The organism is Gottschalkia acidurici 9a (genome assembly GCF_000299355.1).
In the GTDB taxonomy this organism is placed as follows: Bacteria; Bacillota; Clostridia; order Tissierellales; family Gottschalkiaceae; genus Gottschalkia; species Gottschalkia acidurici.
This window is the reverse complement of the sequence record NC_018664.1, coordinates 1,361,089-1,381,904: the sequence shown is the minus strand read 5'-3', so window position 1 is coordinate 1,381,904 and position 20,816 is coordinate 1,361,089. Positions and strand designations below refer to the sequence as shown.

22 protein-coding genes are annotated in these 20,816 nt (G+C 30.0%); 5 read left to right on the top strand and 17 right to left on the bottom strand.

The features are described from left to right. Positions 1–592: 592 nt before the first annotated feature. The 15 genes from CURI_RS06445 to CURI_RS06380 form a co-directional block, all read right to left on the bottom strand. Positions 593–1,828 (bottom strand): type II secretion system F family protein, encoded by a 1,236-nt coding sequence (locus CURI_RS06445; RefSeq protein WP_014967425.1) that lies wholly within the window; start codon positions 1,826–1,828, stop codon positions 593–595. Positions 1,829–1,837: 9 nt separating this feature from the next. After that, a complete protein-coding gene (locus tag CURI_RS06440; RefSeq protein WP_014967424.1) occupies positions 1,838–3,478 on the bottom strand; it encodes a GspE/PulE family protein in 1,641 nt (546 codons plus the stop codon). Positions 3,479–3,492: 14 nt separating this feature from the next. Further along, entirely contained in the window at positions 3,493–4,572 is a 1,080-nt protein-coding gene (locus CURI_RS06435) for a type IV pilus twitching motility protein PilT (RefSeq protein WP_014967423.1), read from the bottom strand. Positions 4,573–4,597: 25 nt separating this feature from the next. Next, positions 4,598–5,206, bottom strand: a complete 609-nt coding sequence (locus CURI_RS06430; RefSeq protein WP_014967422.1) for a hypothetical protein — start codon at positions 5,204–5,206, stop codon at positions 4,598–4,600. 29 nt (positions 5,207–5,235) lie between these two features. Next, entirely contained in the window at positions 5,236–6,804 is a 1,569-nt protein-coding gene (locus CURI_RS06425) for a type IV pilus biogenesis protein PilM (protein WP_014967421.1), read from the bottom strand. Positions 6,805–6,821: 17 nt separating this feature from the next. After that, on the bottom strand, positions 6,822–8,843 hold the full coding sequence (locus CURI_RS06420) for a type II secretion system protein (protein ID WP_014967420.1): 2,022 nt from the start codon (positions 8,841–8,843) through the stop codon (positions 6,822–6,824). 179 nt (positions 8,844–9,022) lie between these two features. Beyond that, complete coding sequence (locus tag CURI_RS06415) at positions 9,023–9,592, bottom strand: hypothetical protein (RefSeq protein WP_014967419.1); 570 nt, start codon at positions 9,590–9,592, stop codon at positions 9,023–9,025. Between the two features lie 29 nt (positions 9,593–9,621). Beyond that, positions 9,622–10,035, bottom strand: coding sequence for a type II secretion system protein (locus CURI_RS15010; RefSeq protein ID WP_081580417.1), 414 nt, complete (start codon positions 10,033–10,035; stop codon positions 9,622–9,624). Positions 10,036–10,266: 231 nt separating this feature from the next. Continuing rightward, entirely contained in the window at positions 10,267–10,500 is a 234-nt protein-coding gene (locus tag CURI_RS06405; protein WP_014967417.1) for a hypothetical protein, read from the bottom strand. Positions 10,501–10,519: 19 nt separating this feature from the next. Then, positions 10,520–11,275, bottom strand: coding sequence for a prepilin peptidase (locus tag CURI_RS06400; protein ID WP_014967416.1), 756 nt, complete (start codon positions 11,273–11,275; stop codon positions 10,520–10,522). An 807-nt stretch (positions 11,276–12,082) separates the two neighbouring features. Next, complete coding sequence (locus tag CURI_RS06395; protein ID WP_014967415.1) at positions 12,083–12,793, bottom strand: copper amine oxidase N-terminal domain-containing protein; 711 nt, start codon at positions 12,791–12,793, stop codon at positions 12,083–12,085. A gap of 60 nt (positions 12,794–12,853) precedes the next feature. Next, on the bottom strand, positions 12,854–13,093 hold the full coding sequence (locus CURI_RS06390; RefSeq protein WP_014967414.1) for a hypothetical protein: 240 nt from the start codon (positions 13,091–13,093) through the stop codon (positions 12,854–12,856). A gap of 87 nt (positions 13,094–13,180) precedes the next feature. Then, entirely contained in the window at positions 13,181–13,315 is a 135-nt protein-coding gene (locus CURI_RS16340; RefSeq protein WP_266353938.1) for a hypothetical protein, read from the bottom strand. A gap of 219 nt (positions 13,316–13,534) precedes the next feature. After that, complete coding sequence (locus tag CURI_RS06385) at positions 13,535–14,698, bottom strand: RCC1 domain-containing protein (RefSeq protein ID WP_014967413.1); 1,164 nt, start codon at positions 14,696–14,698, stop codon at positions 13,535–13,537. A 296-nt stretch (positions 14,699–14,994) separates the two neighbouring features. Continuing rightward, complete coding sequence (locus CURI_RS06380; protein ID WP_014967412.1) at positions 14,995–15,369, bottom strand: hypothetical protein; 375 nt, start codon at positions 15,367–15,369, stop codon at positions 14,995–14,997. Between the two features lie 560 nt (positions 15,370–15,929). Between CURI_RS06380 and CURI_RS06375 the strand changes: the two genes are divergently transcribed. Beyond that, the gene (locus CURI_RS06375; RefSeq protein ID WP_014967411.1) at positions 15,930–16,157 is read left to right on the top strand and encodes a helix-turn-helix domain-containing protein; all 228 of its coding nucleotides are present in this window, start codon (positions 15,930–15,932) and stop codon (positions 16,155–16,157) included. Then, positions 16,157–16,399 carry a helix-turn-helix domain-containing protein gene (locus CURI_RS06370; RefSeq protein ID WP_014967410.1) on the top strand — a complete coding sequence of 81 codons (243 nt, stop codon included), beginning with the start codon at positions 16,157–16,159 and terminating at the stop codon, positions 16,397–16,399. The genes CURI_RS06375 and CURI_RS06370 overlap by 1 nt, the downstream gene beginning before the upstream one ends. Before the next feature lie 149 nt (positions 16,400–16,548). On the opposite strand, the gene CURI_RS06365 is transcribed toward CURI_RS06370, so the two are convergent. Continuing rightward, complete coding sequence (locus CURI_RS06365) at positions 16,549–16,986, bottom strand: GNAT family N-acetyltransferase (RefSeq protein ID WP_014967409.1); 438 nt, start codon at positions 16,984–16,986, stop codon at positions 16,549–16,551. Positions 16,987–17,150: 164 nt separating this feature from the next. Here CURI_RS06365 and CURI_RS16530 point away from each other — a divergent pair, with 164 nt between their 5' ends. Next, entirely contained in the window at positions 17,151–17,636 is a 486-nt protein-coding gene (locus CURI_RS16530) for a signal peptidase II (protein WP_014967408.1), read from the top strand. A 38-nt stretch (positions 17,637–17,674) separates the two neighbouring features. Here the strand turns inward: CURI_RS16530 and CURI_RS06360 are convergent, their stop codons facing one another. Further along, the gene (locus CURI_RS06360) at positions 17,675–19,267 is read right to left on the bottom strand and encodes an ABC-F family ATP-binding cassette domain-containing protein (RefSeq protein ID WP_014967407.1); all 1,593 of its coding nucleotides are present in this window, start codon (positions 19,265–19,267) and stop codon (positions 17,675–17,677) included. 179 nt (positions 19,268–19,446) lie between these two features. On the opposite strand from CURI_RS06360, the gene CURI_RS06355 reads away from it, so the two are divergent. Both CURI_RS06355 and CURI_RS06350 read left to right on the top strand, forming a co-directional pair. Continuing rightward, a complete protein-coding gene (locus CURI_RS06355) occupies positions 19,447–20,520 on the top strand; it encodes a diguanylate cyclase (RefSeq protein WP_014967406.1) in 1,074 nt (357 codons plus the stop codon). Positions 20,521–20,535: 15 nt separating this feature from the next. Beyond that, on the top strand, positions 20,536–20,781 hold the full coding sequence (locus CURI_RS06350; protein ID WP_014967405.1) for a TIGR03905 family TSCPD domain-containing protein: 246 nt from the start codon (positions 20,536–20,538) through the stop codon (positions 20,779–20,781). Positions 20,782–20,816 lie beyond the last annotated feature (35 nt).

Sequence of the window (20,816 nt, the reverse complement as noted above, 5' to 3'; positions counted from 1 at the left end):
ATAATTTATAAATACCATTTTTGAACAAGAGTTATTTTAATCTTCCCTTTGCTTTTATATAATAAGTTTAATGAAAGGTAAATCTCTAGAGGTTATTATATCAATTATCAAGATTGATTAATATCTATTTCTGACATACTCGATACTAACTTAGGAGAAAGATTAAAACCAATAGAAAAAAGATATGACTCAAAAATAAATGGCTGAAATATTAAAAAGTTAATATTAGAACTAATATTGAATGTGATGAACTCTAACAAGTTTTTGAATATAGAGTTTCTATCTAAATGTATAATTAAAGAAGGTATTAGGAATTGACTTATTGATTCTAGTGCTTTATTCTCTTGTAAAAAAAGTAACTGTGAAATGAAACAAACAATATATATTGTTAAACTAGGTTGCTCTTTATATTAATTATTTGTACTAAATAACGGTTATTTTTATTTAGTACAATAGTTTCACCAAGCCAACACAACTTTCTTTTGATTATACCGTATGCTTAATAAGCTACAAAAAAATAAATGTCATCTTGAATTATATAGTAATATTTATTTAATTCAGGATGACTATTAGTTTTTTATTTATTTGTCTTTTAAGCATTATAACTAGACATTATTCCTGCTATTAGTCCAACAGCTACAAATCCAACTACTGTTGCTATAAAAAATAGTAATAAAGGCTCTATTAGTGAATTCATTGTCTTTATTCTATCATCTAACATTTCTTCAAACATATCTGTCAATGTTTTAAGAGAGTTATCCAACCTCCCTGTTTCTTCTCCTACTCTTATCATACTCTCTACCATGATTGGAAAAAATGCTTGTTCCCTCTTCATTGAATCTGATAAATTTTCGCCTTTTATTACACTGTCAGCCATATTGTTAATAGATTCCCTTATGGCTAAATTCGTGATTGTGTCACTTGTACTTTTTAGAGCTTGTACAATGGACACACCGCTATTTAACAGTATAGATAATGTTCTAGAAAAAGTAATAATCGCTGAATATTTAAATATTGTTCCTATTAAAGGAATATAGGTCTTATATTTATCTATATGATATTTTCCCAATTTGCTAACTACAAGTCCTATAACAATAAGTACAATAATTATAGATACTATTGCTATACCTTTTATATTATCCCTTACAAACTCTGCAATATCTATCAGCAACTGGGTATTCCAAGGAATACTACCACCAGACATAGTAATCAACGGAATAATCTTGGGTATTACAGCAAGGGCTAAGAAGAATATTACACCAATGGAAACAATAAGAACAATGCTAGGATATATAAGGCTTAGGATAATTCTTTTTTTTAGTTGTGATCCCTTTTCCATAAATATACTGACCTGCATCAGGGAATCATCTAATAATCCTGTTTCTTCTCCAGTTTTGATAATACTGGTTGTCATTTCATCAAAATACTTTGGGAACTTCGATAGTGAATCACTAAGTGTCCTTCCACTTTCCACGTCAGTCTTTATTTTTCTGAGTATGTTCTTTAACTTCTTCTTCTTTATCTGTGACTCAATGATTCCGATAGCTGGTACAACAGATATTCCTGATGATATCAAGGATGCTAATTGTTTAATTACCATCAATATATCTGTTTTTTTTATAAATCCAAAGCCACCTAACCCATCTTGCTTTTCTAAATCCTTATTTACGTTTGGCTTGACTTCTAACTCTTTATCTTCACTTAAATCCATTATAGTTAGTCCACGTTCCTTCAAACATGTAGCTGCTGCAGACATCTCATCTGCCATGACTACTCCTGAGACTGTTTTGTAATTTTTATCTAATGCTCTATATTTAAATTTCTGCAAACCCTACACCTACCATTCTGAAGTTGCCTTTAAAATTTCTGTAGTAGAAGTAATTCCTTCCTTTAATTTTCTGATGCCATCTTCACGAAGAGTTTTCATACCATTTTGTATTGCCATATTTCTTATCATAGACATGTCTAAAGTTTTATTAACATTACTTTGAATTTCAGGATTTAAAATAAATAACTCAAATATACCCGTTCTCCCTCTATATCCACTATTGTTACAGCTATTACAACCTCTTTCTCTATAAAAGACGGTATCCTTCTCTTTATCTATACCTAATAACATAAGTTCAGCATTATCTGGTGTGTATGCTTCTTTACACCCTGGACATAATACCCTTACTAAACGTTGTGCTAAAACTGCTCTTATAGATGATGTTACTAAAAAAGTTTCACACCCCATGTCTATAAGTCTTCCAAAAACACTTGTAGCATCATTTGTATGTAGTGTAGACAACACAAGGTGTCCTGTTAGAGCTGCTTCTAGTGCAAGTCCAGCTGTTTGTCCATCTCTAACTTCTCCTACCATTATAATATTAGGGTCTTGTCTTAACATAGCCTTTAATGCTTTGCTAAAGTCAAAGCTATTTCCCCTAGATACCTGTGTTTGATTTATTCCACTAATGTCTAGTTCTATAGGGTCTTCTACTGTAGTAATATTTACCTCATCACTTCGCAAAAAGTTTATAGAAGCATATAGTGTATTTGTCTTACCACTGCCCGTGGGGCCCGTAACAAAAATTATTCCGTATGGAAGTTCTAACATTGATTTAAAATCCTTAGTCATTTCTTTACTCATTCCTAATTCTTCTATTGTCAATATTTTTTCCTCTGTAGGTAAAAGTCTAATTACTACCTTTTCACCCAAAGAACAAGGTAATGCGGAAACCCTTAGATTTATGGATACACCAATTTCTTCTGTTTTGTCAAATTTGAAGCCTCCATCCTGTGGACTTCTCTTATCTGCAATATTCATGTCTGATAGAACCTTTATCCTTAAAATGACCGATTCTGCAACCTCTATAGGTAATAGCTCCACAGTTCTTAATACTCCATCTATTCTAAATCTTACTCTAAGATGTTCGATTTCAGGTTCTATGTGTATGTCAGATGCTTCTAATGATATAGCTTTTATGATTATATTATCAACAAGTTCTATTGTTTCATCTAGATTCCCTAGATCTGTGTCTATTTCAGTAACTTCTTCTTGTTTAAGTTCTTGCGGATATGCTTGTTTAAAAAGACTTACGCTATCTCGTTCACTCATTAATAGTGGATGAAAGCTAGTTTTTAAAACTCTCTTTAGATTTTCAAAGATAGAGTGATTTGCAGTTTTATAAAAAGCAATATATAAATCATCTTCATCCTTAAATTTAACTGGCGTTATCTGATGCTGTAAAGCAATTTTTTTTGGAATCTTAATTATAAAGTTATGTAATAGAGTTACATCTGATAATTTTGCAGTTTTAACTCCCAAAAATTTTCCTAAATGAAAAATCATATCGTCATTATTAATACAGCCCATTTGGACTAGTGTTTCTCCAAACATTAGTCCCATTCTTTTTTGTATTTTTAAAGCTTCATTAATATCTTCTAGGTTGATAACACCTTCATCTAGTAAATACATTCCAAATTTTTTCTTCATATTGATCTACCTTTCTAAGTATTAATTGTATTTAATCTTTGCTCTATCATGGATGCATTTTTTGAAGATATTTTAGCGGTAGAGATATCAATATCTCCTGATTTTACTAACTGTATAAGACTTTGTTCCATAGTCTGCATTCCCGCGTCAAAACCTGTTTCAATTGACATATACATATGCTCTTGTTTTTCAAGTCTTATTAAGTTAGATATAGCAGGTGTAACGTTCATAATTTCACAAGCAAGAACTATCCCATCTCCCGATTTTCTTGGTAGCAATTGTTGGGATATTACTGCTTTTAAGGAGACTGAAAGTTGTTGTCTAATCTGTTGTTGCTCTTGGGGTGTAAATACTCCAATCATTCTATTTATTGAAGATACCGCATCCCTAGAGTGTAGTGTAGCAAATACTAAATGTCCTGTTTCTGCTGCCATAATTGCTGTCCTAATTGTATCTAGATCTCTCATTTCCCCAACTAAAATAATATCTGGATCTGCCCTCAATGCACCTCTTAAAGCATCTGGGAATGAATCAACATCTGTATATAGTTCTCTTTGATTGATAATACTTTTTTTATTCATATGAACATACTCTATCGGGTCTTCAATAGTTATGATATTCTTACTGTAATTTTGATTTATCCTATCTATAATAGCTGCTAGAGTTGTAGATTTACCACTTCCTGTCGCTCCTGTTACTAATACTAAACCACTTTTAAGCTCACATACATTTTCAACAACCTTTGGAAGACCTAGTTTTTTTAAATCTGGATTATCATCCGAAAGTCTTCTAAGTACTGCTGTCATATTTCCTCTTTGATGGTAAACATGAACTCTAAACCTACCTATATTCAAAACACTAATTGCTAAGTCCACAGAAAGCTTGTCCTCTAATATTTGCTTTTGGGTGTCTGTCAAAACAGAGTATACCAGCTCCTTTATATCTTGGTTAGTTAGTACCTCATCATCTATTTGTATAATCTCACCAGAAGCTCTTGCTAATGGAGGCATATTTGCCGTAAGGTGAAGATCTGATGCCTTTTTATCTCTTATCTTCACTAGTAGTTCCTCTATACTAAGAATTTTTTTATTCAAATTTAAAACCTCCTACATTGACAATTTAGATTGAAACCTTCATGATTGCACGATATGTGTCTTTTTCTTCATCATATTCTATGTTAACCTCATCAACTTGTACTAAGGACTCGAATCCATAAATATCATTAAAAAATGCTATTATGGGTAACAACTTTCCTGTAAATTCAAGTTCACAGGCAGTCCATTCAATATCACTACCTTCCTGAACTGATTCCTTAGGTTTCTCCTGTGTCTGCCCTTGTGTTTGCTCATTTAGTTTTTCTTTATCTTCTTCTATCCACTTCATATTATTTAAAGTTACATTATTCTTCATCATTAGCTTATTTATTTCTACGATTACGTTGGTGATTTCATATTTTCCTTGAACTTTCTCTTGTTTTAGCAATTCTAAGCTTAACTTTATCGTTTCATATTCTTCACTTAATTCCCCTACTTCTTTTTGTATATCATTAATATTAGGTACGACTCCTATACCTTCTACTTCTTGTTTGATTGTTACTAAATTTTCTTTTGCGCTTTTATACGCTTCAGAAGCAGGGTCATATATTTTATTTACATAGAAATACATTGTGGCCGCTATGACAATTGTAAGTAGTCCTATTTTCTCAAATTTAGTTAATGTTTTTTTCAATGTTCATTCCCTTCCTCTGACTTTTATAGTTATTTATTTTCATATGAGTCCTTTACTATATCTATACTAAAGCTATAGTTTATCTTTTTTTGGTTTTCTTCGTCTTCATCACCTTTTGACTCTATCTCATCAATATTTTTTATATCTGCATATTCACACCATTCTTTACCTTGTATACCTACTATGAAGTTGTTCAAATCTCTAGCCTCTGAACTTTCTGCGGTAACCGAATAATTCTTGTTCTGATTATCTATTAAGACATTTACTGAATGTAGATTTATAGTTGAATTTTCCTGTACTGCTTTTAATATTTGCGCTACTGTATCTGTATTTTCACGAATACCCCAACGCAATAATTCTATCTGTTCATTATCCTTAGCTATACTTTTTTCAATTTGCTCCTTGTCATTTTTTAATGCCTCATATTTTTGACTTTTACCTTCAATTTCTGCCTTTTTACCTTCAAGTGTAGTAATCTGGCTATTTACTCTAACTGTTCTATATTTTATAAAACCATAATGACCTATGAATACAACTAGAATTGATACCAATGCAACAATAGGCATAATGTGTACTCTTTCCCTTATAATCCTCGATAATTCTATAGTGTCGTCTATTCCAATAGTCTTTAGACTACGATTAATGCTCAACTCTCTTATTCCTGCTCCAAGTATAGCTGCAAACTCTGTTTCTTTTAGTTCACTAAACTCGCTTAATTGATTTATTTCTATATAAACAACTTCAATATTACTAGAGATATTTTTAGTAAAAAAATCTAATATAATTTCATCTGATGCACCAATACCACTTAATATAATCTCTTCTTTTGAGTCATTCCATTTGTAAAATGATATGTCCATATAATTACTAACCTTTGATATAGTATCTTCTTTTGACCCTTCCCACTGTTGTAATGAATCGTTGAATATTTTTATAAGGTCATCATAGTTGAGATTATCCAAGTATACGTGTATATCATCTACTCCTAATGAGAGTTCCTTGTACTCTGTAATTCTTCCATTTAAGATTTGAACCAACTTAGTTACTTTCTCTCCTATGTCTATTATAATTTTATTTTTTACCTTTGATGTATACATTGCAGTTTCTGCGATACAAGAGTCTGTAGGATAAATCCTTTTTAATTTAAGTCCTTCTTCATCCATGATTCTCTTTATATCTTCGTATTCGTTTTTAGAAATTACAGATACCCAAATTTGATTTTCCTCTATATCTTTCATTTCTTCTCTACTTTTCTTAATAATCTCATATCCAACAATACTATCAGTCACTGAATCAGTTATAAACGGCTCTATTTCCCACTTTATAGCTTCCTTTAGATAACTATGTGTCATCTTTTTCACTTTATCTTTATCCATAGATGTTTCTATAATTGTTGCCAAAGATGTTACTATTACTACATTTTTAGGACAGTTAGTTATACGACTCATTACAGCTAAAAGTTCGTCTGAAGTTAATATTTCATATCCACTTTCTTTTGGAATTTTAATACAATCTACTAGACTGTAGCCTTTAATCCCTTTTTTCAAAACACAAGCTCTAATAACTTGTTCATTTGTTTCAATCACTAGTATAGACATATTTCATCACCTTATCTTTATTTTATAAAAAACTTTAAATTGTCCTTTGTAGGAGATTGAGTTCCTCCCTTACCTATAAATATCTCTACTTCTTCCTCTAGGTCACCGGTTAATTTAATCTTCCTCAAACCAAAGTATACCTCTGTAGTAATTCTAAACTTTTGCTGACCTCCCCCAACTATTAATGTGTTTCCATCTGAATCTGTATCTTTTTCTACTGGTTTTATGACTACTGAAATTATTTTTGAATTCGTGGGTGTATTGAAAAACTCCAACTCTACATTTTTAGTAGCTGATGTATTGTTATATATAATCCCTTCTATCGTAACTACGTCTTTTCTCCAATCTTCACTATTTATAACAGTTACTATATCGTCACTACTTCCTTTTTTATCATCACCAAAAACCCTATCTACTCCCGAACTGGTTATAGTCATTTTACCTTTTGTAGTATCTAGTTCAAACTTTATGGGTTTGCCCCAAGCATCTTTTATTACCTCGTCATAACGGTTTGTTAAGTAAGGTCCTTTCCACTCAAAACCTTCTGACACTGGAGATATATCATTATCTGTCCAGAGATTTATTGGTTGTCCCCATTCATTTTTTGAATAGTCAATTTCAGTTTTTTCACTAGTATTTTTATCTATAATCCATTTCTCAGTGGTATCATCAATTTTATAGAGCTTTGGCATTTCTCCCATGTCCCCTAAATATCCCCCTACTATCCTTCTGCCAGAGGCATCTTTAACATCTCTAGATCCCAGCATAGCTACTTCTATTTCTTTTAATATATTCTTTGTAGCTTTCACTTTTTTTTCATCATTTATGGAAATATCTTTTACCTTCCATTCATCTTTATTTATATTTATTAATAAATCGTCTTCAGTATCAAATTCACCATCATACCCTGCACTTGTTATAGTCATTATTTCACTTTCTAATGTAACTTTTAAAGTAAATTTTAAAGGATTACCCCATGAGTCTTCTAAGTACCCTTGCCAAGGATATTCCATATAAGGCCCTTTCCAATTAGGATTGTTCCCTATATTTTCCCACAAAGCTATAGGTTGTCCCCACTCATTCAAATAGTCAATTTCAAGTTTTTCTCCATTTATATCAGTATCCCACTTTCCACTCTCATCAATTCTGTAGAGTTTTGGCCATTCATCAGTATCACCGATATATCCTCTAATCAACTTTCTACCATCTTCATCTGAATTATCAAATGAACCAATTATACGTTCTCTTATCTCTTCTAATTTCTCTTTAGTTTTCTTTTCTTTTCCTATATGATATGACCTGTACCATTCATTAGGCATGATTTTTACAGCTATGTTGTCTATATTTTCCTCTGCATTTTCGTCATAAGATTCTCCTAATGTTGTTGGTATTATTACTTTTTGATCTTTCCCTCTACTGATAATCCATAGCGTTGCTGTAGTTTCATCTAGTGGATCTTCGTATTCTTTGTAAAATAAAAGAGTATTTCCCCAAGCATCTGAATACTTTCCTTCATTATTTTTTCTTTCAAAAAGTTCTTTATCATTTACAGAATCTAAGTTATCTCCATCATTCGGATATGCGTCTTTTGGATATGTTGTATATGGACCCTTCCATTTTTCTCCCAAATCGTCATTACCTATTTTAGATTCATATAGTCCTATAGGTTGACCGGTTCCGTCGTTTATTTCCTCATATGCTCCAATTCCCAAAGTATATTTCCATTCCCATCTGTTATCAGATTCATTCCATTCTGATCTATACAGTTTTGGTAAACTACCCATATCTCCTACATATCCACCTACAATTATAAATCCATTTTCATCATAAATTTTTTCTGCCCCTATGATTGATATCTTTATATTTCGTAGTTCTTCTTTTGTTAGATTTGCTCTTTTTACATCTGTCATATAACCAACTACAGGAGATACCATAGAAACTAAAAATCCCATAATGAGAATTACTAAAATCATTTCTAAGAGAGTAAAACCTTTTTGATTTGAAGTTATGTTTTTGATTTTTTTTATTATTTCACTCATAATGACAACTCCTATTTGTAAGTTCAAAATCATATTTTAATGTATGAAATTCTGAAATTTCATCTATAGGATTCCATATATTAAAATATGATGATTTTTACTTTTTTGATACTTTTGAATTTTAGTATATACTGGTTTAATTTTAAAGATAGGGGCTGGAAGCCCCTTTTAGTTTGTTGTTATAACTCCTCTTTCTTAACACTTGTAACTTTCCAATATCCTGATTGTCCATTTCCTGACCCTACTACACCTGTTGGAGACATAATTAAAGCATCTCCGATATTGCTATTGTCAGGTCCTATAATTTTTGTTGTTGTTATTTTACCTGTCTCAACTCCATTTTTACCAATCTCTTTTAGTTCCAACAAAGTTGCATCGTGATAATCAGTTATAGTTATATCTGGATATGTCCCTGTATAGTCACACATTCTTGCGAATGTCGCTTTTAATTTAGGCAGAACTATATTATAGCTTGTATTTTTTAGGTACTTTTCACTAGCACCTTGTGTTGCACTCTGTGAACCTTTTTTCATATATCCTCCAGTTATTAATTCACTTTCATCACTAATAGTAACTAGAATCCTATATGCTAAAGTCGGATCTCCAAATTCAGCGTCTACCCTCATATCTTGGTTAATTGAACTAGGGGGAACTCCAGTTGCACCTCCTCCACCAATCATTATTACTTTAGTTCCGTTTACTATGGTTTCAGATTCTCCAGCATGATTTACAAATTCCGTAATACCCATTCCTTTAAGTTCTTTAACCTCTGCTGGGCTTAATGCATGAACATATAATTTGTTTTATCTGCGAAACTTTTGTCGAATGTAGCTATCTTACCCATTGTCTTTGTTCCGTCCCAGATCATTTTATTATCTCCTTCACTGCCAGCCTTACCATTATCTAGCTTTGCTAGAGGTTGACCTGCAGTTGCACCAGCTGGTGCTAAATTTCCAAGTTTATTTGGTAACTTATTGTTTTCGTTTAGATATCTAGAAAGAGTAGTTTCAATTATTTTTGTAGATCCATCATCAACTGTTCCTGATGCTTTTGATCCTATTCCTTCAAGTCTTGGTGCAACCATAGCTACTAAGAATCCCATTATAGCAATTACTATAATTAGCTCTAATAGAGTAAAACCTTTGTTGTTTTTAACGTTTTTTTCACATCTTTTAACATTTTTCTTCCTAATTTAAGCATAAAAATAACACTCCTCATTTTTTTAATTTTAAGAAGTGTTCCCCCGCGGAACCACATTTTTTAGTTTTATGTCTGTCTATTTACCTCCTTATATAATACTCACCCCCTAAAAGTCTCAAGAATACACAGACTAGCTCTTAATTATTGTTTATTCATATTTAATCTCATATTCTAATATGGAATATAAGTTAAAGTCAGTTTGAACCAAATCTTAGGCTATCTACTATCTAGCTATTCGTTTTTTAACTACATCTTCATTTGATACTATTTTAAGGTTACAGCTTGAGGGATAGTCAACTACAAATCTATACTGTTTCCCGCAATGTATTAGAATCTCTTTTTGTCCCTTTTTTAAAATTTTCACCTCTATAGTCATCTGACCAAATCCATCGTGTTCAAAAATCTCGCTATAAAGACTACTTATTTTTGATACTACATCTTTGTTTGTGCTACCCATTTACATGTCTCCTTTCATTTTAAAAACAAATTCCATTAGTGATAATTTGTAGTAACTCTTCACCGAAGATCATACTTATAAAAGCTCCAATAGCTAAAGAAGGTCCGAATGGAATCATATCTTTCAAAGATTTTTGTTTAAATATATATAGTATTACAAAAGTTATAACTCCTAGTATTGAAGCTATCCAAATTGTCATAAGTACATTTTGCCATCCCAGATATAGTCCTATTACACCTACTAGCTTAATATCTCCTCCACCTAATCCGTCTTTATAAAACATTGCTAACAACAAAAGAAATGTACTTCCTACAGCAAGCCCAATAATTCCTGATAGTAAAAGCTCTTTTGATTTTACAGAAATAAGTATAGTTCCACATACTAATAAAAACATTAATACTTTATCAGGAATTATTCTTAAATCTATGTCAATAAAGGAACAAACAACTAGTCCTAAGAATAATAATAAGTTGATTAAAAGATTCCATTCAAATCCGAATCTATAGGCCAAAATCAAGACCCCGAATCCACATATTAGTTCTACAGTAGGGTATCTGTAAGAAATAGACACTTTGCAGTACCTACACTTTCCAACATATATTAAATAACTTAGTATAGGAATTAAATCACGTGGCGATAACTTACTATTACAATTGGGACATTGGGATGTAGGGTATGCAATAGACATATTTCTTGGAATTCTATATATACATACGTTTAAAAAACTTCCTACAACTGTTCCAAGCATAAATATTAATATGTAATTTATAGTCATACATCACCGCCTAGCTTATGTATATTATTATATTTACTTATTCGTTATTGATATTCATTATCATTAACTATTGTATATTGGGTGAAGTTATTTGTCAAGATTCTATAATTCCCAATTAAAAGTATCTTATTATATAATTATAAAGTTCATACTTTAAGCATATCCCCTACTTTCATAAATTCAATCTTTTTAATATTAATAATGGTTCTCATTTGCAATTATATGTTCTGTCTAATTTTTTAGTTATCAACATCTTGTGTTTTTTTATAATATATTTCTGTTTATGATACTTTGAAAGTGCTTCTTTACCATATTTTACTATATTCATACTCATTCTCCTAATACTTTACACCCATATTAGGTACGCTAAACAAGACAAGCATATGAAAAATTATGTACATATAAGTAAAAGCATGAATAAATTAAATTTCTATAATCTTACCTAATATATAGTTAAATTGAAATAAATTCGAATTTTTTTAATTTTAAGCTCATTTTTTTATCAAGCTTTAAAATCGATAAGAACCATTTGAGGATTATATTTATATTTATATTTTTATTAGATACTTCCCTGAATAGTTTTATTATTATCTTCTCTAAAAGTAATATACAAATGCCAATTCATTTTTTTCATTCGTCAATGTTGTCTTACTGTTTTTTTAATAACTCAATATCAGTATTTAAGCTACTTATGGTTACGTAAAATTACTCGAAAATGTTGAGTATTTATTATTCTATTGCAACAAAAAACAGGATAGATTATAAAATTAACTATAATCTACCCTGCAGTACTTTAAACTTACTAACTTAATTCACATTTATAACATTCCCCATAAAGTCAGTAATTGTATTATTATTGAGGTCTACATAAAGCCAATTATATGTATATGTATGTCCCCCTTCAGGAGAGTCAATAATATCAAAAGCATGAAGAGTAAGTACATTTTGATCTGGATCATAATTATCAATACCAAGATTAAAAGTTGTGTAGCTATCTTTATTGAACTTATATCTTCCTTTTAATTCTTTTTCCCTCCAATCAGGAAATTGCTCAAATATTAATTCTCTTATAAACTGTTCTTTCTCCCTTAGATCTTCATAATTAACATTGATTTCAAGCAATTCAGATGTGAATCTTAAAGGTAAGTACGTATAGTAATTAACGATACATGGTGGAGAATTAAGTGTAATTTTATTATTACCAATATATGCAGTAGTTTTATTAATCCATAAAGTTACTTGATTGTTACCATCAAAAAAACTAACCTTCTGCGTAGCTCCATCCCACTCTAAGTCTATTTCTAAAGTTTCTCCTAAGTTTCTTAATTTCATATAAGTAATATCGTCTTTCATAAAGTAATCTCCATAAAACTCTTGTCCATTTAAATGAAATCGCAGATTATCATTATTGAAATGATATATATTAAGAGATTCTCCTAGATCCTCTGCCCAACACATTTGAGAAGAAGTTAAAATAATCAAGGTAATTATTAAAATTAGTTTAATAGTTTTCCTCATAATAACATTCTCCTTATAAATTATATGAATTTCTTTAATCTGTATAATAATAAAGTTTTGTTACACTTTATTATGTTTTCTATATCCCAATACAAATAAAATTACACCAATAACAATAAAAGTTGGTACAAAACTATTAGTAAATATATTTGGTAAATTAGGATATGAAGGAAAACTACTTGAGTCTGCATTCATTTGTCCAATCCACGAAAAATATGAAATAGCTCTTTCTAGTGAATATAAAATTCCACTTGTTATAATAAACACTGTTCCTAATATATAGTATAATTTTTTATTCATGATTATCTCCCCCATATAATTAGTCTTAATTTGTTTCATAATCCTATATATAAGATTATGACTTAACATTAACTCTCTACATAATAATCATTTCTTTTGCTCCAGTATATCTGTTATTTGTTTAATGACTTTTGGATTACCTTTTTTCAATTGATGAGGAATATACTGTGTACCAATAATAAAACCAATTGCCATACCGAAAAAGATAAACATTAATTCCATTCATTTAGCTCTCCCCTCTATTGCTTACTCTTTAATATAAAAGTGTTAGTATATTCCAACAAGCTTATTTATTATAGCATATATTTACGAGGCATAATATACAACTCATGTCAATATATAGACTAAGAAACAAGAGTAGACTATAGATTGAAATCTATAGTCTACTCTTCTATCTAGATATTCTTTTGATTTATAAGATTCTTATAATTTAAGATTTTACTATATTCCTGGATAATACTGACCTTCAAATTTAAATTCTTTAGGTTCATAAGGCTCACTCCCTGCCCATGCAGAAATATATCCACCCCAGAACCAAAATGTTCCATCGCTTTTCAAAGCAATAACACCATTCTCACTATGATTAATAGCTACTACATTATCAATATTAACTTTTACTGGTATTGATTTGCTTTCTTTAGTTCCATCACCTAGCTGCTTATATTTATTATTTCCCACTGTCCAAACGGTTCCATCGTTTTTCAAAAATACTGTGTGATCAAGACCAGTAAAGACCTTTTTTACATTATCAATATTAACCTTTACTGGTCTTGATTTATTTTCTGTAGTTCCATCACCTAGTTGTCCAGAGTCATTTTTACCTGCTCCCCAAACAGTTCCATCATTTTTTAAGTACATTGCATGTCCATGACTTAAACTGACTTCTTTTACATCATCTATATCAGGTTTTACTATGTCGGAAAGTCGACTATTATTTCCAATTCCAGCTTGTCCATATTCATTAAGTCCTTCATATAAAACAGACCCATCTTTCTTAACGTAACCCCTAGCAGAATTATTCCACGTCATGTCAATGTAAGAAATATTATCAACATAGTCAATTTTCTCATAACCTACTGCTTTAGAAGTAGAATACCAAACAGTTCCATCATTTTTCAGAACATATGGTCTACTATATCCAGTACTAATTTGTTTGACATTATTAATTTTAGTCTTTACGGGGGTAAGTCTATTTGTAGAAGTTCCATTACCTAATTGGCCATGTCTATTATTTCCTGTACCCCAAACAGTTCCATCATTTTTTAAGAACATTGTATAGTCAAAACCTGCTGATACTCTTACAACGTTAGACATGTTTAACACAGAGTACATAGGAGAAGTACCTATTAGCATTGGCGAACTAGTTCCATTACCTAGCTCACCAAAACTATTAAATCCTCCCGCCTTTGCAGTTCCTTCTGACGTTATAAATACAACGTATGAACCAGTAGTTGATAAATCAAAAGTATTCATGATATTATTATCACTAAAAACATCATTTGCATTCCATCCATTAGCAGACCCAAGATTACTATATCCTAGAAGAATAAAGCCTACCATAAGTAATGTCATAGCTATACTTAACTTTCTTCTTTCTCTAAACATAAAATCCCTCCATTTAAATTTATTTATCTGTAATTTGAATTATAATGGACATGCATATAATTTTCTATAGTATTCGTATATCATATACTTACATAATTAATGTAAAAATACAGTATCTTCTTAGAATTAAACGACATTCTACCTTTATTTCTAATCTTCTAGCTTTTTCTTCAGCTCATTTGTAGATAACTCTATTAATTCATCTAGTTTTTTCAAATAAAAATATTTTCAATATATGATCTTTTTTATAAAACTCTTTAACAACATATGCTCTTATCTCACTTAATGGTTTTTCATTAAAAACTTCTATACCCATTACTTGTATACATCCCATAATCGCTTAGATAACCTTTTTCTGTTGCATCTTCATAACCTGAAAGCTCATCGTATACGTTATTACATACCAATACTTTCAGGATTGCTCCTGTTGCTAGTTTGTAGGTCAGAGTTACAAGAAGTCGGGTAATTATAGCATAAGCTTCTATACTTGTAATATATTCTAGTTTATATGCTACTCTAGTAAAGTTAAAGTTTCTTATAGCAGTTGCATGCTCTGCACCTGTCACTTCTGTTCGTATATTATAGAGTGTTGTATCTAGTTGTAAAAAATCATTTCTAGCTATAGAGTAAATATATATTTTATTACCTATTATTGAATACTCTTCTTTCAATTCATCATATAGAAATATTTTTGCATAAAGTACTGATTTTTCTACATTTGTTGCACTAAATGTTATTGAGAACTCTGGTGTTTTTTATCCCAAATCCTGATCTATACCTGAAATACTTGATGCATTATTGCTTCTTTTGAATTTATGTTTTCTATAAGATACACTCCCTTTGCTATCAATAGCATGAATTTCTATAGTATTAGTTTTTCCTAATGGAGAGACATAAAACTCTTCTCTTGTAATTGTCTCTATTAAGAATTTTATTAATAAAAACTTAATTTAAAATAAAAAAGCCGAACTTATTTAGTAGGCTTTTTTGTTTTTTGATGATTTATTTGATTGTACTTTATTTGATTGTTTTTCATTTATGTACATGTTTTCTGCTTGCACTTGTATATCCTGTAATAAATCTATTGCATACGTCAAATCATTAAATAATTTGAAATACAGTTTTTTATAATTTAGCATAAAATCACCTCAATTCCATTTTATGCGTTTTTCGCATAAAAGTCAATATGCATTAATCGCATAAAGTATTATTTATGTACGAGGTGATTTATATGTATCCACGTATTAGAAATTTAAGAGAGGATAACGACTTAAACCAAGAAGCAATTGCAAAAATACTTAATATAAGCCAAACAACCTATTCACGATATGAAAGTGGTATTCTAGATATCCCAAGTGAGTCGCTAATTAAATTGGCTAAATTTTATAAAACAAGCATAGATTATCTTGTAGGTCTAACAGATGAAAAAGACCCTTATGGCCGACATGAGAGATATTAATGATTGCTTTGATATTTGAGAGAATAAGAAATCTCAGAGAAGATAAAGACATGACTCAAAAGGAAATGGCTGAAATATTGAATTGTAGTCAAAGAATATACAGTAACTATGAACGTGGTGAAGTAGATATTCCAACACATATTCTCATAAAATTATCTACTTTTTACAAAGTAAGTGTTGATTATTTATTAAATCTTACTGATGAAGTTAAACCTTATAAGCGTAGAGATAAAAGGGAATAAATCTTTTAATATGGCTGGAAAGCTAAAAGAAATTAATATTGAATGAAACATCGTTCTATTTTCTATATTATTTTATTTATTTACATAAAAATAGAGCAGTTTAGTGTCGTACTAAGGACATATGTTATACTTATTTATAACACTACTATTTAACACTCATATACCATCTCTATGTGAGGTATTTCTACCTCTAAGTATACATCTGATACTTCTTTAAATCCTAAACCCTTGTAAAATTCTTTTACATACTCTTGAGCAGATATTTTTATTCTGTTTTCTCCAAGATTATTCTTTATAAATTCTATAGCCTTTAAAGTCATTTCTCTAGCCAGTCCTTTTCCTCTGTGACTTTCTAATACCATAACTCTCCCTATAGATACTTCATCATAAGAAATTCCTTTATCGACTATTCTCAAATATGCAACTACTTTATCATCTTCTTCTACATATAAGTGGTAAGAGTTTTTATCTTTATCGTCACAATCCTGATATAAGCATTTTTGTCCTACAGTAAATACCTCATATCTAGCCTTAAGTATCTCATATAATTCTTCTAAACTTAGTTCCTCAAATTTTTTATATTCCAATTCAATCTTTCACAACCCTTCTTATTAAGTTATAATATATTTAATAACTAATTTTTCTATCCTAGATTTACCATAGGTACTTTTCATTTATTGCTTGGATATGCCTCAATATTAAAATATAATATTATAGAACTATAAATACATTCAGAGAGTCGGTGTAAATAATGATCTTTTCTTTAATTCTACTACTAATTATTATAGACTCAACATCTAAAATAATTATAAATCTCTTATTCATGGATACTACGTTTAGTGTATTCAATGGCTATTTAGCTTTTAGGCCATTTTTAAATACTTCAAGTATGTCTATGTTTAATGGTCTATTTATAGATTTGAATGTGAGCTTAAATAAGTTAATATTAATCAACTTAATTCTTTTAATCTTAATGATACCTATATATAAATATCTAAAGTCTATAAATTTCAAAAGCTTATACCTTTCTTCCATATTGGTGCTTATCGCATCTGCATGTATTTCATCTACTATTGATAGAGTATTTTGGAAAGGCAGTTTAGATTTCTTATTGATTTCACATTACATAATAGATTTTAAAGATATATACATCTTTCTAAGTATTGCTATAAGTATCATTTATATTTTAAAAAACATTGCTCATTTAGCAATCAATTACATAGCCAAAAAGCTATAGATTTAAAGTATTATACTCTTATCTATAGCTTTTTAGTTTTATTTATTATTTTTACTTTCTAAATACTCATCGTAAGTCATTAGTTTATCTATTACTCCATTTGGAGTAATTTCAATGATTCTATTTGCTATAGTTTGAATAAATTGATGGTCATGTGAAGCAAATAATACATTACTCTTATAGTCTCTAAGTCCATTGTTTACCGCAGTAATAGACTCTAAGTCTAAATGGTTAGTTGGCTGATCTAGTATTAACACATTCGCATTTTTTAACATCATTCTAGAAAGCATACATCTAACTTTTTCTCCCCCTGAAAGTACACTTGCCTTTTTCAAAGCTTCTTCTCCTGAAAATAGCATTCTTCCAAGGAAACCTCTTAGATAACTTTCAGATTTCTCCTCAGAGTATTGGCGTAACCAATCTACTAAACTTAAATCTACACCATTAAAAAACTCTGAGTTATCTTTAGGAAAATATGAGTTAGTTATTGTAACTCCCCATTTAAATGTTCCACTATCTGGCTCCATTTCTCCCATTATTATTTTGAAAAGTGTAGTAATTGCAAGTTCATTTTCCCCTATAAATGCAATTTTATCATTTTTAGAAACTGTAAAACTTACATTGTCTAAAATCTTTTCTCCGTCTATAGTCTTACTTAATTTCTCCACTGTAAGTATATCATTTCCTACTTCTCTCTCTATAGTAAATCCTACATAAGGATACTTTCTACTTGATGGTTGTATGTCATCTAATGATATCTTATCCAGTAATTTTTTACGTGATGTAGCTTGTTTTGATTTTGAAGCATTAGCACTAAATCTTGCAATAAACTCTTGTAATTGCTTAATTTTTTCTTCTTTCTTTTTGTTTTGATCTTTTGCCATTTGAAGAGCTAATTGGCTTGACTCATACCAGAAGTCATAGTTACCAACATATAGTTTGATTTTTCCAAAGTCCACATCTGCTATATTAGTACATACTTGATTTAAGAAGTGTCTATCGTGAGATACAACAATAACTGTACCTTCAAACTCTATTAAGAATTCTACTAGCCAATTAATAGACTGTATATCTAAGTGGTTAGTCGGCTCATCTAGAATTAGTACTCCTGGCTTTCCAAATAACGCTTGAGCAAGTAATACCTTAACTTTATCTGATCCAGATAAGTCAGTCATAGATTTATCGTGAAGATCTGTCCCTATACCAAGTCCTTGTAATAGTGATGAAGCCTCTGACTCTGCTTCCCATCCATCTAACTCTGCAAACTCACATTCTAGCTCTGAAGCCTTAATTCCATCTTCATCAGTGAAGTCAGGCTTTGCATATAATGCATCTTTTTCTTTCATAATCTCATACAGTCTAGCATTTCCCATTATAACAGTATCTAGAACTGTATATTCATCATATTGATAATGATCTTGCTTTAATACAGAAACCCTAATGTCTTTTGGTATACTTACCTCTCCTGTATTAGCCTCTATTTCTCCAGATAATATTTTTAAAAAAGTACTTTTACCAGCACCGTTAGCTCCTATAACTCCATAACAGTTGCCCGGACTAAATTTAAGAGTTACATCTTCAAAAAGCTTTCTTTCTCCATATCTTAAACCTACATTAGTTACAGTAATCATCTGTTTTCCTTCCTCTTTCTCTCTTTAAATTTAATAATTCTCTGGGTATTATATCATATAATTGTATTATTTTCACCTGTTAAAAAATCCATCACTCTAGACATTGTGCTTATTTTAGTTTAGAATTGTAATTGTGTATAAATTAAATATTCATTCTTGCATCATTAGGGGTTGAGCTTATGATAAGCGACTTATTTATTAATGGATGTATTTTGATATCCATACTTTTTATATTGAATGAATTTTTGAATTTCAAAGATTTGAATCCTAGTTCTTCAATAAAAAAGAAATTTATTTCTGGAGTCGTGTATGGCTTTTTAAGTATTATTCTAATGATATACAACATAAAGGTTAATCGTGAGGTTTTTTTTGACTTCAGACATATACCTCAAGTAATTTCTGCTATATATGGTGGTCCTGTTTCTGTAATTGTAACAGGAGCAATTTCTTCTATATTTTATTTAATTTACCTTGGTATAAGCTATAATTCTATAATAACATCTATAAGTATAATCATTAATTCTATAGGATGTGCTTTTATTTTATATTTTCATACCAATCAACAGAAAAAATGGATTTACATGATAATATATAGCTTAGTAATCAGAACTATAGTTCTGATTAAGGTCTTAGATAGTGAGACTATTATTCTAAAAGATATAGTATCACTTTGGTTTGGAACTATTTTTATCACTATAATTGTTTATTTACTTTTGGACTATATTTATATAGGTTATAAAAATTTAAAAGACCTAAAAAAAGAAGCAAATACTGACTTCTTAACTAATCTTAATAATTCAAGAGGATTTAATGCCTTACTTAAGGATACCTTAGAATTAGCAAAAAAAGAAAATATTAATTTTTCCATTTTAATGATTGATGTAGATTTTTTTAAGCAAATTAATGACACTTATGGTCATCCATCTGGAGACGAGATTTTGAAACAATTAGGGTTAATTTTTAACAATATATCCAGATATAAATATGATGTAGGAAGAGTTGGTGGAGAAGAGTTCTGTATATTATTAAGACATTGTTCGAAAAGCCAAACACTTAGATTTGCTGAAAAAATAAGATCTATAGTTGAAAATCATGTTTTTATTCTAAGTTCTGGAGTTGAAGTTAAAATAACAGTTTCAGTTGGAGTTGCAAGCTATAATGAAACAGTTTCTGATATATATAAAGTTAAAGCTTATGCCGATGAAAAACTTTATGAGGCTAAAAATACAGGACGTAACAAAATATGTTCTTAAAGGAGGTTTTTAATAATGAAATTTATTCCTAGTGGTATTTGTCCTAGAGAAATTTCTTTTGATATTGAAGATAACAAAGTAAAAAATATTTCTTTTTTAGGTGGGTGTAACGGAAACCTTCAAGCACTTTCAATATTGGCTGAAGATATGGAAGTTGAAGAGTTAATATCCAAGTTAAAACACATCACTTGTGGTGCTAAAAACACATCTTGTGCCGACCAGCTTTCTAAAGCTCTAGAGAACTATAAGTCAATGGAGTAATGTAACCATATATCATTAAAAGTAAAAAGACATTA

What these genes read in the sequence shown, in the direction of transcription:
- CURI_RS06440 (WP_014967424.1), bottom strand. Translation starts at nt 3,478, where the DNA reads ATGAAGAAAAAATTTGGAATGTATTTACTAGATGAAGGTGTTATCAAC.
- CURI_RS06425 (WP_014967421.1), bottom strand. Translation starts at nt 6,804, where the DNA reads ATGTCTATACTAGTGATTGAAACAAATGAACAAGTTATTAGAGCTTGT.
- CURI_RS06420 (WP_014967420.1), bottom strand. Translation starts at nt 8,843, where the DNA reads ATGAGTGAAATAATAAAAAAAATCAAAAACATAACTTCAAATCAAAAA.
- CURI_RS06415 (WP_014967419.1), bottom strand. Translation starts at nt 9,592, where the DNA reads ATGGGTATTACGGAATTTGTAAATCATGCTGGAGAATCTGAAACCATA.
- CURI_RS06405 (WP_014967417.1), bottom strand. Translation starts at nt 10,500, where the DNA reads ATGGGTAGCACAAACAAAGATGTAGTATCAAAAATAAGTAGTCTTTAT.
- CURI_RS06400 (WP_014967416.1), bottom strand. Translation starts at nt 11,275, where the DNA reads ATGACTATAAATTACATATTAATATTTATGCTTGGAACAGTTGTAGGA.
- CURI_RS06395 (WP_014967415.1), bottom strand. Translation starts at nt 12,793, where the DNA reads ATGAGGAAAACTATTAAACTAATTTTAATAATTACCTTGATTATTTTA.
- CURI_RS06390 (WP_014967414.1), bottom strand. Translation starts at nt 13,093, where the DNA reads ATGAATAAAAAATTATACTATATATTAGGAACAGTGTTTATTATAACA.
- CURI_RS16340 (WP_266353938.1), bottom strand. Translation starts at nt 13,315, where the DNA reads ATGGAATTAATGTTTATCTTTTTCGGTATGGCAATTGGTTTTATTATT.
- CURI_RS06385 (WP_014967413.1), bottom strand. Translation starts at nt 14,698, where the DNA reads ATGTTTAGAGAAAGAAGAAAGTTAAGTATAGCTATGACATTACTTATG.
- CURI_RS06375 (WP_014967411.1), top strand. Translation starts at nt 15,930, where the DNA reads ATGTATCCACGTATTAGAAATTTAAGAGAGGATAACGACTTAAACCAA.
- CURI_RS06370 (WP_014967410.1), top strand. Translation starts at nt 16,157, where the DNA reads ATGATTGCTTTGATATTTGAGAGAATAAGAAATCTCAGAGAAGATAAA.
- CURI_RS16530 (WP_014967408.1), top strand. Translation starts at nt 17,151, where the DNA reads ATGATCTTTTCTTTAATTCTACTACTAATTATTATAGACTCAACATCT.
- CURI_RS06360 (WP_014967407.1), bottom strand. Translation starts at nt 19,267, where the DNA reads ATGATTACTGTAACTAATGTAGGTTTAAGATATGGAGAAAGAAAGCTT.
- CURI_RS06355 (WP_014967406.1), top strand. Translation starts at nt 19,447, where the DNA reads ATGATAAGCGACTTATTTATTAATGGATGTATTTTGATATCCATACTT.
- CURI_RS06350 (WP_014967405.1), top strand. Translation starts at nt 20,536, where the DNA reads ATGAAATTTATTCCTAGTGGTATTTGTCCTAGAGAAATTTCTTTTGAT.